Genomic DNA, 15723 nt, shown 5'->3' on the forward strand with positions numbered 1-15723 from the left:
GAGCCTGTCCGCACTCTAGCCGATCATGGCCGAGTGATCTACCGAGGCAACAAAGGGGTGGGGCGAAAGGGAAGGATCGAGACGAAGAGACTCCCGAGCCCGGCCGGGCTCGGGATTGGAGCTGGCTACCAGCGCGGCCCTCTGGCCGGACGCTCTCCACGTGGCTTGGCCTGGTTGACCCGGAGGTTGCGACCCTTCAGCGGAGTCTCATTCAAACCTTTGATCGCAGCGTCTGCCTCGGAGTTGTTCGGCATCTCGACGAAGCCGAAGCCCTTGGAGCTTCCCGTGAATTTGTCGGTGATCAGATTCACGCTGGAGATCTCACCGTAAGCACTGAAGGCTTCACGAAGCTCGTCTTGGGTCACACCGTAGGCCAGATTGCCAACATAGATATTCATCGTTCAAGTTCCATGGAGAGCGCATTGAAGAGAATGTGAGAACGGTCGAAAAATCAATGCACAACTGATTCGACGGTCTTCGCCTCCTACCGCAGGAGACGCAAAGAAGATGAACCCTATACACATCTTCGAACGGGACAATAGTTCAAATGCACCTCACCGGGTATCCGTATATCTACGGCCAGCCCGCCACCCGATTGCCTTGAAACGCCTGACTTCCTCATCGCGCAAACGTCCGGCGCCGAGCAGCGCCCGCTGCACGACCCTAACGCGCCCACGCGAACCAGAAAGACAGGTCACGGCAAGCAAGGAAGCAGCACGCCAGTGGGCAAGATGAACGAGCGATCGGGAAAGCGCCCTCAGCACCCATTCCCGGACGTTCGACCACGCATGGACGAGCGGGAGGGCGACGGGCTCAGGGCATCACATGACCCTGATCGGATCAGGCAGTACGCAATCAAACCGGATGTTGGCAACACAGGTCGTCGCCGCGCGTCGCTGCCGTCGACCTTGGACACAAGGACGGCGAACGCAGCCATTTCGCAGGGGAGCAGGAGGAGATGATGGGCATACCCACCAAGAGATGACGCCAAGCGTCAGCGAAGGATGAGCGTCTCTACAGGTCCACGGAACTCAATGCAGAGCGCTTGTGAGCCTCGGCAAGCAGTCGAGGCAGGAGCAGGAAGCCGCACGGACAGCCGTCGAGATGGGGCACACAAAAAGACGAAACTTTGGAACGATAGGGACGGATGGCACCCGACAGGAGCGACCCGAAAGGACTCTCAAGCCCTGCCCGCATCCTTGCTCCATCCCAATCACGCCTGAGACCACGACATCAGCAAATCTCAGAGCGTCGATCCGACCGGATCAGCCCTCAACAACACGCAAAGACTTCGCCTTGAACGCCTCGCGGTCATCCTTCGACGAAGGATCATAGCCCTGATCTTTCATCTTCTGCTTCATCCAACCGGGAAGCACGCCGCGCACATAGACGTTTTCAGAATCATCAGGATCGACGTAACGCTTATATTGCCGGCTACTCACCAGCTTTCGCGGAGCGGCGGTACCACGTCGACGTTTCGTCGAGATGAGAGGAATGATCTCATCCAACTCATAGCCGTTGCTCTGAATCAGGTCTTTGACCTGCTGGATGATGTCGTCTTTGCCTTCCTGGCGCCGGACTTCAAGCAATTTCTTCAGCTCGGTCTTCTTGCTTTCCGCTTCGTCCAGCTGACGCCGGATCTCATCGACGCTAAGGTTAGCGTACTCCACTGGCAACACCTCTCTAATCAGATTCAAAAAAATTGATCAGCCCATCAAATGAGAGCCTAGGTCAATAATCTAAACGATCCACATTCGTTGTCAAGAAGCATGACGTTTTATTCCTCACTTAGCACGAGCTCCAACACTGAGTCTCGACATTCAGCCGATCCTGAGAAGCTCAGCCATCTGCACGCAAGTCAAATCGCTAGACACATTTAGCACGCACAGATGGGCGTCAAGAAATGACTTGGAGCCTAAAGGTGGTCGATCAGAAAAAAGCGACCCGTCAACAGACGCCCCAGCAATGCATTACCCCGACATAGCCGACTCAATTCCTTGTCGCTCATCCGACACATGAGCGACCAGCGGGCTGTCGAGACGGCCGAGGGTTCGCGTAGAGAGCGTTTTCGAGCTGCAGGCGAAAGGCGACGGCTTCACCCGAGATCAGGATATCCGAGCAGACCCATATATAGCGCGTCGACCCAGGCACCCATTCAAGCGAATGACGATGAGTTCAAGCCCGCTCGAAGCGCGCGGACAGGCGCGAAATCAAGCGCACGAACCGCGCCTCGTCGTGACCCGTTTGCTATTTTCGATAGGAGGATTTCCGAAGAACGCCGTCAGCCGCGGGTGGTCGGTGAATGTCTCATCGTCAGCGACCGCAACTCGACCCGATGAAAAGGATGTCGTATCACGCCAAGACGATCCCGGATCGCCTCGTCGAGCATCAGAACGCCCATCAACCGCAAGGAGGCTCGGGCGGGTGCGCGCGACCGGGATTCGAATCGACACCGACAGCGCTTCAGCCAGGGCGCTCGCTGCCCGAGATGCCTCCAGGCGACCCGAGAAACATGGCGTCACCATAACTGAAGAAGCGATAGCGCTCGGCGACGGCATGGCGATAGGCCGCCAGGATCCGCTCATAGCCAGCGAAGGCCGCGACCAGCATCAATAGCGTCGACTCGGGCAAATGGAAGTTCGTCACCAGAGCGTCGACGACACGAAAACGAAAGCCAGGGCGAATGAAAAGCCGGCTGTCACCACGAAAGGGCTGGAGCTCACCGCCAGCCGCGGCGGTCTCCAAGCTCCTCACCGCCGTGGTCCCAATCGCAATCACGCGCCCACCGCGACGCCGCGTCTGGCGCACCTGTTCACAGACGGCCTCATCGACCTCCAACCACTCCGCATGCATTTCGTGTCGATCCAGATCATCGACCCGTACCGGCTGAAAGGTGCCCGCCCCCACATGCAGCGTGATCTCAGCCCGACGCACACCCAGATCATCCAGCCTATTCAGCATCGCCTCATCGAAATGCAATCCCGCAGTCGGCGCGGCAACCGCCCCATCATAGCGAGCAAACAGGGTTTGATAGCGGGCCTCATCGCTCGCATCGTCCGAACGGCGGATATAGGGGGGCAATGGAACATGCCCATGGCGCGCCATCTGCTCGGGAAAGGTCGTCTCGCACACACCAAGGCGAAAGAGATCGCCCTCGCGGGAGAGGACATCCAGTCGCGCACCACCACTCAACTCAATCGAGCTACCCGGCCGAGGCGGCTTGCTGGCGCGCACCTGAGCGAGGGCCTCAGTCACTCCCAGGAGCCGTTCGATGAGTATCTCGACCTTGCCCCCAGTCATCTTTCGACCGTAGAGCCGCGCCCGCATCACCCGCGTGTTATTGAACACAAGGAGGTCATTCGGCCGCAGCAAACCTGGCAGATCGACGAAGAGAAGGTCGCGGGGATGTCCATCCGCCCCCTCCAGGACCATCAACCTGGAGCCCGCGCGCGCTTCGAGCGGGTACTGAGCGATCAATTCAGGCGGGAGATCATAATAGAAATCGGAGCGATGCATCCCCGCAAGTGTAACACGCGTGACATGGCAACTTCGGAAACTTATCGCCCAATTGAGTCCGACTCCGTTTCCAGAGGACAATCCCGGGCAATGGTGGGGAGCGGCGCAAATGAGCATCGAGCGAGCCGGCCAGAAAGACGGGGCTGACCATTGAGAGATGCGTCGCCATCAAGCAACCGAAAAGACAGGAGCAGGACCGAATCATGATCAAACTCGGCATCGACCGTCTGCTGGAGACTCCCGAGCTACGCAAGCCGCTCAGGGGTCGGCGCGTCGCGCTGCTCGGCCATCCGGCATCCATGACCTCCACGGGGCGGCATAGCCTGGACGCACTCATGGCACTGAACGAGCTGAGCATCGTCGCCGCATTCGGTCCGCAGCACGGGATGCGCGGCGATAAACAGGACAACATGGTCGAAACGCCCAACGAGACCGACGCACGCTACGGCATTCCGGTCTACAGCCTCTATGGCGAGGTCCGCGATCCAACGGCGGAGATGCTCGACAGCTTCGACGTCCTGCTGGTGGATTTGCAGGACATCGGCACGCGCATTTACACCTACGTCACCACACTCGCCTACCTCATCGATGCCTGCTCGCGCACCGGCAAGGCACTCTGGGTACTTGACCGACCCAACCCGGCTGGACGGCCGATGGAAGGGACCATCCTGGAGCCAGGTTGGGAGAGTTTCGTCGGGGCTGGAGCGCTTCTGATGAGACACGGCTTGACCTTCGGCGAGCTGGCCAAGTGGATGCTCGCACAGCGCACGACCGATCTGGACCTGCACCTGGTCGCCATGGAGGACTATCACCCGCGGCAAGCTCCAGGTTACGGCTGGCCCATCCTGGATCTCTCCTGGGTCAACCCGAGCCCCAATGCCTCAAGCCTCAACATGGCCCGCTGCTTTGCCGGCACCGTGCTGCTGGAGGGCACCACGCTGTCCGAGGGACGGGGCACGACCACACCCCTGGAGATGGTCGGCGCCCCCGACCTGGACTTCGAGCGCATCCTCCAGCGCATGCGGAGCCTGGAGCCGGAGTGGACCCAGGGCGCGACGATCCGCCCCTGTTGGTTCGAGCCGACCTTCCACAAGCATGCTGGACGGCTCTGCTCCGGACTGCAGATCCACACGGACAATGCGCACTATGACCACGAGCGCTTCCGGCCCTACCGCCTGATGGCGCTTCTCTTCAAGAGCCTGCGCCTGGAGTACCCGGACTATTCGCTATGGCGGGACTTCCACTACGAGTACGAGACCGAGCGGCTCGCGATCGACCTGCTCTCCGGAGGCCCCTTGCTACGTGAGTGGGTGGACGACCCAGAAGCGCAACCCGGCGACCTGGAGCAACGACTCCGGGTCGACGAGGCAGGTTGGGCCGAGTCGGTCGCACCGCTCTGCCTCTATGCCTAGCGGGGCGTGAGCAGCCAGCGCCGCGGAATCCGAGCCCGCGGCCAAACAGTGGACAGGATGCGCGAGGATAGGGACGCGCTACCAGGCGCTTCCCCCGAATCACTGGCAGACGCAGCGGACACCGGAGCGCATGACCCCAAGCACCGACAGGGAGGTCTAGGCGGTCTCAGCCGCTGTCGCCGACTCCACGGCAGTGCGCGGCTGCGCGCGGGCGAAGGCGATCCTCACGCGCAGCCCCGGCTGATTGTCGAGCAGCGCGATGGAGGCGCGATGGAGCTGTGCGACGGCCTGGACCAGGCTCAGCCCCAGACCGCTTCCGGGCGTCGAGCGGCTGTCGTCGACACGGAAGAACCGGCGAAAGACCTGGGTGTGCAGCGCTGCCGGAATGCCAGGCCCGTCGTCCGCGACCTCCACCAGGATGCAATCGCCTTCGACACCCACCTGGGCGCGGATGCGCCCCCCAGGCGGGGTGTATTTGATGGCATTGTCGACCAGATTGGTGAGCGCCTGAAACACGAGGTCGCGATCCCCAAAGATCCAGGCCTCCCCGCATCCGCCATAGCTGAGGTCCTGCTCGCGATCCGCCGCGACCGGCTCGTAGAGCTCGACGAGATCCTCGACGAGCGGCCCCAGATCGAGGTCTTGAAATGCCGAGCGCCGGCTGCCGGACTCGATGCGGGCGATGCGCAGAAGGGCGTTGAAGGTGGCGAGCATCTCCTCGGCATCCGCGATCGTCTCCTCCGCCAAGGTCCGCGCGCCCAGCGTTTCCGGCAGCTCGGCCTTCAGGAGTTCGAGCTTATTGCGCAAGCGGGTCAGCGGAGTTCGCAGGTCGTGCGCGATATTGTCCGAGACCTGGCGCACGCTCGCCATGAGCGCCTCGATGCGCTCCAGCATCCGATTCAGGCTCGCCGCGAGCGCATCGAAATCGTCGCCACTGCCGCTCAAGGGGATGCGTCGCGAGAGGTCGCCCTCCATGATCTCGCGGCTGGTTTGATTGATCGCCTCCAGGCGGCGCACCAGGCCCGCGCTCATCAGCCAGCTGCCGAGCAGGGCCAGTGCCGCGGTAATCGCCAGCCCCCAGGTGAGGGCATCCAGGATGAGGGCGCGGGTCGCCTCCAGATCCCTGACATCACGCCCGACCAGCAATCGCAACCCCCCGCGCAGCGAGAAGACCTGGCCCCGCGCCTCATGCTCCTCGGCCCGGGCCGGCCCCCATTCGCGCAATCGGAAACGAATCCATCCCTGGGCATCCGGGATCTCGGGGGGCCATCGGTCGAGGTTCCCCACGACACGCTCCAGCCTGTCGTCCACCAGCAGGTAGACACTCGAGCCGACCGGATCGCGCGCGACCCGCTCGCTGATCAGCGAGGTGAGACCACCCAGGCCGACGCGACGATACTGCTCGGCCAGGCCGCGGATTTCGGCCTGAATGGTGGCGGTGGTCTGACGGTCCATGTAGCCCGCCGTCGACCAATAGATGAAGCCCAGCAGAATCGCGACGGAGGCGCCAAGCAAGACGACATAGAGCAGGGCGAGCCGGAAGGTCGAGCTGCGCAGGATCCGGGCCGCCCCGGAGCGCAGCTGAGCCCAGGCGCCCAAGGCCAGCGCGGGCGGCGTCATTCGGCGCGCAGCATGTAGCCGGCGCCGCGCACCGTGTGGAGCAGCGGTCGCTCGAAGTCCTTGTCGATCTTGCCGCGCAGCCGGCTGATATGAACGTCGATCACATTGGTCTGGGGGTCGAAGTGGTAGTCCCACACCTGCTCCAGCAGCATGGTGCGGGTGACGACCTGGCCGGCGTGCCGCATCAGACATTCGAGCAGCCGAAATTCCCTCGGCTGCAGCAGGATCTCCGTGCCGGCCCGACTGACATCGCGCTTGAGGAGGTCCATCTCGAGGTCGGCGACCCGCAGCCGGGTCTCGGGCGCATCCGCCGTCCCTCGCCGCAACAGGGCCTCCACGCGCGCCTGCAGCTCGGAGAAGGCGAAGGGCTTGATGAGATAGTCGTCGCCGCCCGCTCGCAGACCCTCGACGCGATCATCGACCTCGCCCAGGGCGCTCAAGAAGAGCACGGGTGTCTGATTGCCGGACGCGCGCAAGGTGCGCACGATGCCAAGCCCATCGAGGCCGGGCAGCATGCGATCGAGGATGAGGACGTCGTAGTCGCCGCTCGCTGCGAGCAGCAGACCCTCTCTGCCCTCGGCGGCCTGATCCACCACGGCCCCCGCCTCCGCGAGGGCCTTGCGCAGATAGTCCGCCATCTGGCGGTCGTCTTCGACCAAGAGGATTCGCATCGCCCCTCACCCCCCGCGTTTCGTTAAGCCGCCAGCGGCACGGCCACGAAGAGCGTGCGCCCACCTCGCTCGACCCGCATGATCAGCGCCTGCTTCCCTTCGTCCGCCGCCTTGCGCGCCGCCGCAACGATCTGGTCGGGCGAATCGACCGGCTCGGCCCCGACCATGGAGATGAGGCTACCCGGCTCGATGCCCGCCTTCGCGGCCGGGCTATCGCGTTCGACCTGAGCGACGAGCACGCCCTTCTGATCCGCACTCAGTCCATTCTGAGCACGCACGTCAGGCGTCAAGAGTGCCAGATAAAGGCCGAGCCGTGGCGCCCCGCCGCTCTGCTCCGGGGTATCCTGCGCGGCCACCGCACCCTCATCGCCCGGCATCTGGCCGACGGTCACAGCCACTTCGAGCGGCTTTCCACGGCGCAACACCTCCAGCTGCATCCGGGTGCCGGCCTTGGTCGCGGCCACGAGCTTGGGCAGCTCCCTGTAGCTCTCCAACTGGTGGCCATTGGCCCGCACGATCACATCGCCCGCCTGCAAGTCTGTCCCACTCGCCGGCCCGCCCGCAACCACATCGGCGACCAGCACGCCCTCCGGGCGCTCAAGCCCCAGACCGGCCGCAAGCTCGGGCGTGACCTCCTGGATTTGCAGCCCCAGCCAGCCGCGCTCGACACGGCCGTCGTCGCGCAGATCGGCGACGACCTGGCGCACCGTCTCGGCCGGGATCGCGAAGCCGATACCGACGTTTCCGCCGGTCGGCGAATAGATGGCCGTGTTGACGCCGATCACGTGCCCGGTGGTATCGAACAGCGGCCCGCCCGAGTTGCCGCGATTGATGGCGGCATCGATCTGCAGATAGTCGTCATAGGGGCCGGCATGGATATCCCGCCCCCGCGCCGAGATGATCCCGGCATTGACCGAGCCGCCGAGCCCGAAGGGATTGCCCACGGCGAGCACCCAGTCGCCAACGCGGGCCTTGGAGGAATCGCCCAGCTCGACATAGGGCAGCGGCTGGCTCGTCTCGATCTTCAACAGGGCGAGATCCGACTTGTCGTCGCGCCCGACGACCCGCGCCTGGTGCTCGGCCCCATCGTTCAGCACCACCGTCACCTGACTTGCCCCGTCGATGACGTGGTTGTTGGTCACGACGAAGCCTTGCGGATCCACGAGGAAGCCGGATCCCTGGCCCTCGACCAGATGGGGCGCCATCTGACCCTGCTCATCGAAGAAGTGCCTGAAGGGCTCGGGAATCGGCAGGTCCCGAGGCATGTCCATGTGTCCGGAGCGCCCCATGCGGCGTGTCGTGTCCGAGGTGACCTTGACATTGACCACCGCTGGCGTGACCCGCTCGACGACGTCCGCGAAGCCGGGCAGACCGATCAGCGCGGGTGCGACCGGCGCGGTGGGAGTGAGCGGCTGGACCTCTTTCGCAGACGCCCAGATCGCGCCGCCTCCGGCCAGCGAGATGGCAACCGCTACGGCGAGCGCGGTCTTGGCCGGCCGCGACCTGGATACGACACCAGTCCGCTCCTCCACTGAAGTCTTGTGAAACTCTTGGTTCATGCTGAAGTACCTCGATAGGAGCATCCCCTGCGGGGGAACGAATCATGGGAGACGAGCCATGCGCGGCGTCTCAACTCAGGGCAGTATCGGGGTCGCTGCATTGCGGAGGACTTAACGAATGCTTAACTTTTGGTTAGGAAGCCCGCATCACGCGAAAGCCCGCGACCGACATGGCCCGCTGCCAAGAACGTGAAACACAGGGCCGACGCATGGCAGGTATTGCGGCCGTCGTGATGTCCGCTCAGATCCAGACCCGAGGCATCGGCCAGAGACCGCGCGTTCCCGGCCATTCCGACCTCTTGACACGGCTTGCGCCGCTACGGCTTCCCAAGTACCGTTCAGAGCGCACCCGATACGTACACCAAAGAAACTGGAGAATTGCATGCAGCAACAGATCACACGCGCGACGCTCTCGACTGGCCTCCTGGCCGCATCACTCGCCATGAGCGGGGTATCCGCAGCGGCCGGGACGGAGACGGTCCCCATCATGGGGGCCGCTGCGACCTCCGAGCTGACGGGGACCGTGACGGTCGTGAATCAAGAGAAGCGAATGCTCACCATCAAGACCCCGGATGGGCGATTCGAGGTCCTGCACGTTCCAGAGAAGGTGCAGCGGCTCGATCAGGTGAAGATCGGCAACCTGCTGAAGATCACCGAAACCGAGGCCCTCCTGGTCGATCTGAAAAAGGGCCATGGCGCCGGTGAGATCGGCGTCTCCGCAGACTCCCAGACCGAGCGGGATCCCGGCATCAAGCCCTCCGGCTCGATCATCGACACCGTCACATTGAACGGCCGCGTCGAGTCGATCGACACGGCCAAATCGACGGTTACCATCCGCGGCCCCGAAAACGTCGTGACGCTGAAGGTCGAGGATCCGGCACTGCTCAAGACACTCGCACCTGGAGATGGCGTCGAGGCCAGCTACATGCGCGTCATCAGTGGCGAGGTCAGCTTCCAGTAGCCAACCGACCACACTCGCCGCCGCGGCCCGCGTGGCCCGGCGCAGTGAACGGAGGTCTTCGTCGATGAGCCAACGGGACGCAACCAGGCGCCAGAGTCGGCCGAGGTCTTCAGGGCCTCTCAATTCTTTAGGGCCTCTCAATGGGGATTCCCCGTGGCGCAGGTCGGCTTGCGCGAGCGCACTGATGCTCGCGGCTCTGCTCTGCGGCTGCCAGTCGACCACATCCGGCAAGAAGACCGGCAGCTGCGAGCCCGCCGCCGGCATGACCACCGCTCAGCTTGCCACCTGCGGCTGCTTCTCGACAGACAAGCAGGCGCGCTACGCCATCACTGGCGACGCGGACGACGACAACCAAGCCACGCAGAGCATCACAATCGTCACCTACTTCTGCCCCCTGAGCACCGCGGGCATGGCGCGTGTCGTCGTGGTCAACGGCACGGCCAAAGAAGTCTTCCGCTGACAGCCACGTAGAGCTGGCAGACACTCAACTCAGACCATCGAGCGATCCGAACCCATAGCGAGTCGGACTCAATCGCGACGACCCGAGGACGATCGGCGCGGAAGGCCGATACCTTGGTCTTTTGGCGGGGAGGGATTAGACTGCAACTGGTCTTTCGTCCGACGGGGCAGTCGGTCCGCCATCCTGACCAAGTGAGCCCATCCATACATCGCTGACGCTGGACGCAACAGAATGAAGGGCTTGGCTTGCTTGGCACTTGCGTTTCTCATTTTTCCCGCCGGCGCACAAGAGCTCATCGCGAACAAGGGTACGGGAATCGAGCGTCTCACGCGCAACGAAGCCCGCCTCTATCTGACCATGCGCATCAGGCAATGGCCGGATGGAACCGAGGTCAAACTCTTCGTGCTTCCAGACGACGATGACCTCCATCAGCGTTTTGTCAACGCCGTGCTCGGACTCTACCCCTACCAGCTGCGACGCGTCTGGGATCGGCAGATCTTCACCGGCACCGGACAGGCGCCGATCAACGTCTCATCCGTCGACGAAATGGTTCGTCGCGTCGCCTCGACGCCGGGCGCCTTGGGCTACATCGAGTCTGCCTCCTCGAGTCCAGAGGTTCGCATCATCGAGGTGCACTAGGAAGCCGCCAGATTTCGCCTAGGATTCGGAACGACAGCACTGCGCCAGGACAGCGAGCGAAACCTCATGCCGCGATTCGAAGACCAAGACGCCCCAGCGACCTTTGCACGGCCCAAGGGTGAGAACCCGACTGGGTCCGTCAAGGAACGGCACGCCCTCGCCGCCTCGAACCTCGCGCGTTTCTGAGGCGATCAGGTGTTCTTTGGGCTCAAGACAGGCTGGCCGCAAACCTACCTGAGCCTGCGCTGGAAGGCGCTCATCGCCCTGAGCCTGCTCCTGGTGGCCGTCAACGTCACCCTGGTCGTCATCGCCAACGTCCAATCCGTGCAGCAATTCGAGCTTCAGCAGTCGCGCTTGCGCGACCAGCAAGCCCGCCAGGTGCGGACCATGCTCAAAGAGCGTGGACAGGAGATGTCAAAGCTGGCAAGCCTGGTCCCCCTGCTCGGCCCTGTGGTGGCAGACAGCCTGAGCGAGCAACTGAGGACAGCCCTCGATACGAACGGCGCCTTGCTCGACCTGGAATGGGATATCCAGTCGGTCCACTGGCTCGCAGCCAACGGCACAACCAACGTCGCCTGGCCCAATACCCCCGCAGACATCCCGAACGAGCTTCTCGCCGCCATCGCGGCGGCGCCCAAACGGACGGCCAACGTCCTCTCCTGCCGCCCGGCCTGTGGTCAATTCGTCGCCATCCCGCTGCTCTGGCAGGGCGCCTTCGCGGGAACCCTGGTGCTGGAGCGTTCATTGGCCGACGTACTCCTGGCGTTCAACGCACTCACCGGCGCAGACATCGCCGTGGATGTACGCGACGAGACCAAGCACCACACGCGCTTGGACCCCGATCAACCGGGCTACCTGACCTTCCCGGTGCTCAGCTATCCGGAGCGGTCGTTGCCGGTACTGCGCGCGGCCGGACGCGCGCTCTTGAACACGATGCACTCGGCCGATCCTGTGCTGGTGCATCTCGACGACGGCTGGTTCGAGATCTTCCGCATCCCTGCCCTGGCGAAGGGTGTGGACGCCTTCGTCATCAATGACGTCACTCAGCAGCGACTGGGAATCGAGGCCGCCACGCGCAAGAGCCTGCTGATCGGCGTGGCAGGCGTCCTGCTCTCGGAAATCTTGCTGCTCGTCATCATGCAGGCCCCGTTGCGTCGGCTGAAGAAGCTGGCTCAGGCACTCCCACTCCTCGCCGAGAGGCGCTACGCCGATCTACGCGCGGCGCTCATTCAGTTCGGGGTGATGCGGCTGCCGCACGATGAGATCGACCTCATGGTCGCAACCGTTGGCCGACTGACGGACCGCATGGAACTGCTGCAGCGCGACCGCGAGCAGGCCGAGGAGCGCTTCCTCTGGCTGGCGGATCACGACCCGCTCACCGGCCTCTCCAACCGCCGCCGGTTCAACGAGGACTTCGCGCGCATCGTCGAGCAGGCCGCACGCTTTGAGCACCAAGGCGCGCTCCTTTACCTGGACCTGGACGCGTTCAAGGACGTGAACGACCTGAGCGGACACCCAATCGGCGACCAGCTCCTGCAACGTGTCGCCGAAGCCTTGCGCGGCATCACTCAGCTCAGCGATCTGATTGCGCGGCTCGGCGGCGACGAATTCGCCCTCGTTCTCCCAGAGGCCAGTCTCGAGGACGCCCTCGCCTGCGCCGAATGCGCACAGCGCGCGATCTGTGCCATCACCCTGAGAGAGCAGGGCCGTCAGCACCAGATCTCGGCCAGCATCGGCATCGTCGCCTTCCCGTCGCAGGGGCGCGAGATCGCCGGGCTTCTGGCCAATGCAGACCTGGCCATGTACAAAGCCAAGGATCTCGGCCGCGGGCGCTGGCACGTCTTTTCTGAACAAGACCCCGTGCGCGAGCAGTTGGACGCCCGCATCCTCTGGAAGGAGCAGATCGCCGAGGCGTTGCGCGAAGGGCGTTTCGAGATGTGGTTCCAACCCATCATCGACATCCGCACCGGCCAGCGCTGTCACGCCGAGGCCCTTCTGCGCATGAGAGACGCCCATCAGGCGTTGGTCATGCCGGACCGCTTCATCCCGATCGCGGAGAAGACCGGCCAGATCCAGGCGATCGACCAATGGATCCTCACCCATGCGCTGGAGGTGCTGTCGGATCGGCGCGAGCTGCGGCTCGCGATCAATCTCTCCGCGAACGCCATGGACGACCCTGCGCTCCTCACCACCCTGCGCACGCTGTTGGAGCGCTATGAGATCGAACCATCGCGGCTGTCGTTCGAGATCACGGAGACGGTCGCCATCAACAGCTTGAGCAGCGCCACGCGCCTCATGCTCAGCATCAAGGAGCTGGGCTGCAGGTTTGCCCTGGACGACTTCGGCAGCGGCTATGCGTCCTACGCCTATCTGCGTCAGCTGCCGGTCGACGACATCAAGATCGACGGGGCCTTCATCCGTGAGCTACCCAACAACCGGGAGGACAGGATCTTCGTCAAGGCGGTGACCGACATGGCGCACGGCATGGGCAAGCGGGTGATCGCCGAATTCGTGGATAACACGCAGGTGCTCGGTATCCTGGAAGAGATCGGCGTCGATTGCGCTCAGGGATATCTCTTCAGCAAACCGCTGCCCTTGCAGGATCTATGAGCTCGGGCAAAGCCGCCAAGGCTCAGCGCAAAACCTTGGCGTAGAGTGCCCTTCCGGTCTTGCGCCAAGCGCCCGTTCGCGGGTGAGCGCGCGGTTGACTCCAGAGGAGGCGGACCAATCCTCGACGTCACATCACCGACCACTTCTAGGATGACGCCTGGCCATCGCCATGCGCGCTCAGGCCCTTGAGCACCTGATAGATCGCCGCCGAATCCAGCTCGCCGTCACCCTGGCTGACGAGGGCGTCGAGGTACTGCGAGATCATGGCTGACGACGGCAGACAGAGGCCGAGTTCCCGCGCCGCCTCGGCGACGATACGCATGTCCTTCTGGTGCAGCCGCGCCTTGAATCCGGGCTGAAAATCGCCCTGAAGCATGCGGTGTCCATGCACATCCAAGACACGGCTGTTGGCAAAACCGCCGAGCAAGGCGTCACGCACCCGGGCCGCATCCACCCCCGATGCCTCGGCCAGCAGCATGGCCTCGGCGACACCCGCGATGGTCGTTCCGACCACGACCTGATTGCAGGACTTGCAGACCTGCCCGGCCCCGTTCGCGCCGATGTGGACGATGTTCTTGCCCATGCACTCGAACAGCGGCAGTACGCGCCGAAAGGCCTCCAGCGCGCCGCCAACCATGATCGACAGCGTCCCCTCGACCGCCCCAACCTCGCCGCCGGAGACCGGCGCGTCCAGCATCTCCACGTCCTGGGCACGGAGGCACTCGGCGAGGTGGCGCGTGGCGGCCGCCGAGATGGTGCTCATGTCGACCACCACCGAGCCGGGGCGCACGCCCTCGATCACGCCGCGCTCACCCAGGATCACGGCCTCGACGTCCGGCGTATCCGACACCATCGTAAAGACGATATCCGCCTGGCGCGCCACCTCCGCGGGGCTGGCGCAGGTGGTGGCTCCGGCATCCGCGAGCGGGCGCATGGATTCTGGCCTGCGCGCATGAACGACGAGCGGATGGCCGGCGCGTCGCAGATTCAGCGCCATGGGCCGGCCCATGATGCCCAGACCGATGAAACCCAGGGTCTCAGTCATTGGTTTGCGCCTCGTTCGCGTCCAGGAGTTCCAGCCAGTGCACGACGGAAACCTCGGCGTCCGAGCCCAGTTGGAGCTGGCAGCCGATGTTGGCCGTGGCGATCACATCCGGGGTGCCGGACGCGAGGGCTTCGAGCTTTCTCGTTTTCAGCTGCGCCGACAGCCGCGGCTGGGTGATCGAATAGGTCCCAGCCGATCCGCAGCACAGATGACCATCGGGCACCGGCGTCGGGACGAAGCCGAGCCGAGCAAGGATCGGCTCGACGACCAGCTTGAGCTGCTGCCCATGCTGCAGGCTGCAGGGCGAGTGGAAGGCGACCCGACGCCCCCGCCCGAGCGAGCCGAGCCCACTGAGATCCTCTTGAGCCAGGATCTCCGCGGGGTCGCGGGCGAGCGATGCGACCCGCGCCGCCTTCTCCGCATAGCGGGGATCATGGGCCAAGACCTCTGCGTACTCTTTGACCATGGTGCCGCAGCCGCTCGCGGTAACGACGATGGCCTCGCAACCGGCCTCGATCTCCGGCCACCAGGCATCGATGTTGCGCCGCATGGCATCCAGCCCGGCATCGCGCTCGTTGAGGTGATAGGCCAAGGCGCCGCAGCAGCCGGCCTCGGGCACCTCGACCAAATCGATACCCAGGCGCGACAGGACGCGCGCGGCCGCGACATTGGTCTGCGGCGTGGCAACGGACTGGACGCAACCGGCGAGCGCCAGCATACGGCGCCGACCCGCGAGGGCCGGCCAGGGGTGCGACGGACGCCGCTGCGGCAGCTTCGCCCTGAGCCCCCTCGGCAACAAGGGCCGGAACCCTTGCGCCAGTCGGATCAGGGGGCGGGTGCGCGCGGGAAAGGGCAGCACATGGACGAGCACCTGTCTCAGCACCCGTTCGTACCAGGGTCGCGCCACCCGTTCCTCGACATAGTGACGTCCAATATCCGCCAGGCGCGCATAGCGGACCCCCGAGGGACAGGTCGTCTCGCAGGCGCGACAGGTGAGGCAGCGATCCAGATGCAGCTGCGTGATCCGCGTTGGCGCCTGACCTTCCAGGACCGCCTTGATCTGGTAGATGCGCCCACGCGGACCATCGAGTTCGTCGCCGAGCAGTTGATAGGTCGGACAGGTCGCCGTACAGAAGCCGCAGTGCACGCAGGCCCGCAGGATGGCATCGGCCTCCTGGCCCTCGGCCGTGCGGAGGAGATCGGGCAGGATGTCGGTCTTCACACTGGACT

13 protein-coding genes are annotated in these 15723 nt (G+C 64.1%); 5 read left to right on the forward strand and 8 right to left on the reverse strand.

Annotation, left to right across the window (positions count from 1 at the left end; genetic code table 11):
* Positions 1 to 125 precede the first annotated feature (125 nt).
* The 3 genes from CKO23_RS05355 to queA all read right to left on the reverse strand — a co-directional run bounded on the left by CKO23_RS05355 (position 126) and on the right by queA (position 3516).
* Complete coding sequence (locus tag CKO23_RS05355) at positions 126 to 398, reverse strand: RNA recognition motif domain-containing protein (protein ID WP_200328822.1); 273 nt, start codon at positions 396 to 398, stop codon at positions 126 to 128.
* Between the two features lie 867 nt (positions 399 to 1265).
* On the reverse strand, positions 1266 to 1697 hold the full coding sequence (locus tag CKO23_RS05360) for an H-NS histone family protein (RefSeq protein WP_242482237.1): 432 nt from the start codon (positions 1695 to 1697) through the stop codon (positions 1266 to 1268).
* A 766-nt stretch (positions 1698 to 2463) separates the two neighbouring features.
* Positions 2464 to 3516, reverse strand: coding sequence for a tRNA preQ1(34) S-adenosylmethionine ribosyltransferase-isomerase QueA (queA, locus tag CKO23_RS05365; protein WP_200328823.1), 1053 nt, complete (start codon positions 3514 to 3516; stop codon positions 2464 to 2466).
* 203 nt (positions 3517 to 3719) lie between these two features.
* Between queA and CKO23_RS05370 the strand changes: the two genes are divergently transcribed.
* Positions 3720 to 4928, forward strand: coding sequence for an exo-beta-N-acetylmuramidase NamZ family protein (locus CKO23_RS05370; protein WP_200328825.1), 1209 nt, complete (start codon positions 3720 to 3722; stop codon positions 4926 to 4928).
* Positions 4929 to 5084: 156 nt separating this feature from the next.
* Here CKO23_RS05370 and CKO23_RS05375 read toward each other — a convergent pair whose 3' ends face one another.
* Genes CKO23_RS05375 through CKO23_RS05385 form a run of 3 tightly spaced genes read right to left on the reverse strand, consistent with a single transcriptional unit; the run spans position 5085 to position 8778 of the window.
* Positions 5085 to 6548 carry a sensor histidine kinase gene (locus tag CKO23_RS05375; RefSeq protein ID WP_200328827.1) on the reverse strand — a complete coding sequence of 488 codons (1464 nt, stop codon included), beginning with the start codon at positions 6546 to 6548 and terminating at the stop codon, positions 5085 to 5087.
* The gene (locus CKO23_RS05380) at positions 6545 to 7219 is read right to left on the reverse strand and encodes a winged helix-turn-helix domain-containing protein (RefSeq protein WP_200328829.1); all 675 of its coding nucleotides are present in this window, start codon (positions 7217 to 7219) and stop codon (positions 6545 to 6547) included. Before CKO23_RS05380 ends, CKO23_RS05375 begins: the two co-directional genes overlap by 4 nt.
* Before the next feature lie 23 nt (positions 7220 to 7242).
* Positions 7243 to 8778 carry a DegQ family serine endoprotease gene (locus CKO23_RS05385; protein WP_200328831.1) on the reverse strand — a complete coding sequence of 512 codons (1536 nt, stop codon included), beginning with the start codon at positions 8776 to 8778 and terminating at the stop codon, positions 7243 to 7245.
* 382 nt (positions 8779 to 9160) lie between these two features.
* Here CKO23_RS05385 and CKO23_RS05390 point away from each other — a divergent pair, with 382 nt between their 5' ends.
* From CKO23_RS05390 to CKO23_RS05405, 4 genes are all read left to right on the forward strand, one after another.
* Positions 9161 to 9739 (forward strand): hypothetical protein, encoded by a 579-nt coding sequence (locus tag CKO23_RS05390; protein ID WP_200328833.1) that lies wholly within the window; start codon positions 9161 to 9163, stop codon positions 9737 to 9739.
* 184 nt (positions 9740 to 9923) lie between these two features.
* Positions 9924 to 10199, forward strand: coding sequence for a hypothetical protein (locus CKO23_RS05395; RefSeq protein WP_200328835.1), 276 nt, complete (start codon positions 9924 to 9926; stop codon positions 10197 to 10199).
* A gap of 231 nt (positions 10200 to 10430) precedes the next feature.
* Positions 10431 to 10838: a hypothetical protein gene (locus CKO23_RS05400; RefSeq protein ID WP_200328837.1), complete on the forward strand. Its 408-nt coding sequence runs from the start codon at positions 10431 to 10433 to the stop codon at positions 10836 to 10838.
* Between the two features lie 195 nt (positions 10839 to 11033).
* Positions 11034 to 13448 (forward strand): EAL domain-containing protein, encoded by a 2415-nt coding sequence (locus tag CKO23_RS05405; protein ID WP_200328839.1) that lies wholly within the window; start codon positions 11034 to 11036, stop codon positions 13446 to 13448.
* Between the two features lie 145 nt (positions 13449 to 13593).
* On the opposite strand, the gene CKO23_RS05410 is transcribed toward CKO23_RS05405, so the two are convergent.
* Both CKO23_RS05410 and glcF read right to left on the reverse strand, forming a co-directional pair.
* Positions 13594 to 14493: a 2-hydroxy-3-oxopropionate reductase gene (locus CKO23_RS05410; protein WP_200328841.1), complete on the reverse strand. Its 900-nt coding sequence runs from the start codon at positions 14491 to 14493 to the stop codon at positions 13594 to 13596.
* Positions 14486 to 15715, reverse strand: a complete 1230-nt coding sequence (gene glcF / locus CKO23_RS05415) for a glycolate oxidase subunit GlcF (protein ID WP_200328843.1) — start codon at positions 15713 to 15715, stop codon at positions 14486 to 14488. The genes CKO23_RS05410 and glcF overlap by 8 nt, the downstream gene beginning before the upstream one ends.
* Positions 15716 to 15723 lie beyond the last annotated feature (8 nt).

The organism is Thiocystis violacea, from assembly GCF_016583565.1.
In the GTDB taxonomy this organism is placed as follows: Bacteria; Pseudomonadota; Gammaproteobacteria; order Chromatiales; family Chromatiaceae; genus Thiorhodococcus; species Thiorhodococcus violaceus_A.

Bases quoted from the DNA above. Each gene is read 5' to 3' on its own strand.
- CKO23_RS05355 (WP_200328822.1), bottom strand. From the start codon at position 398: ATGAATATCTATGTTGGCAATCTGGCCTACGGTGTGACCCAAGACGAG.
- queA (WP_200328823.1), bottom strand. From the start codon at position 3,516: ATGCATCGCTCCGATTTCTATTATGATCTCCCGCCTGAATTGATCGCT.
- CKO23_RS05370 (WP_200328825.1), top strand. From the start codon at position 3,720: ATGATCAAACTCGGCATCGACCGTCTGCTGGAGACTCCCGAGCTACGC.
- CKO23_RS05375 (WP_200328827.1), bottom strand. From the start codon at position 6,548: ATGACGCCGCCCGCGCTGGCCTTGGGCGCCTGGGCTCAGCTGCGCTCC.
- CKO23_RS05380 (WP_200328829.1), bottom strand. From the start codon at position 7,219: ATGCGAATCCTCTTGGTCGAAGACGACCGCCAGATGGCGGACTATCTG.
- CKO23_RS05385 (WP_200328831.1), bottom strand. From the start codon at position 8,778: ATGAACCAAGAGTTTCACAAGACTTCAGTGGAGGAGCGGACTGGTGTC.
- CKO23_RS05390 (WP_200328833.1), top strand. From the start codon at position 9,161: ATGCAGCAACAGATCACACGCGCGACGCTCTCGACTGGCCTCCTGGCC.
- CKO23_RS05395 (WP_200328835.1), top strand. From the start codon at position 9,924: ATGCTCGCGGCTCTGCTCTGCGGCTGCCAGTCGACCACATCCGGCAAG.
- CKO23_RS05400 (WP_200328837.1), top strand. From the start codon at position 10,431: ATGAAGGGCTTGGCTTGCTTGGCACTTGCGTTTCTCATTTTTCCCGCC.
- CKO23_RS05410 (WP_200328841.1), bottom strand. From the start codon at position 14,493: ATGACTGAGACCCTGGGTTTCATCGGTCTGGGCATCATGGGCCGGCCC.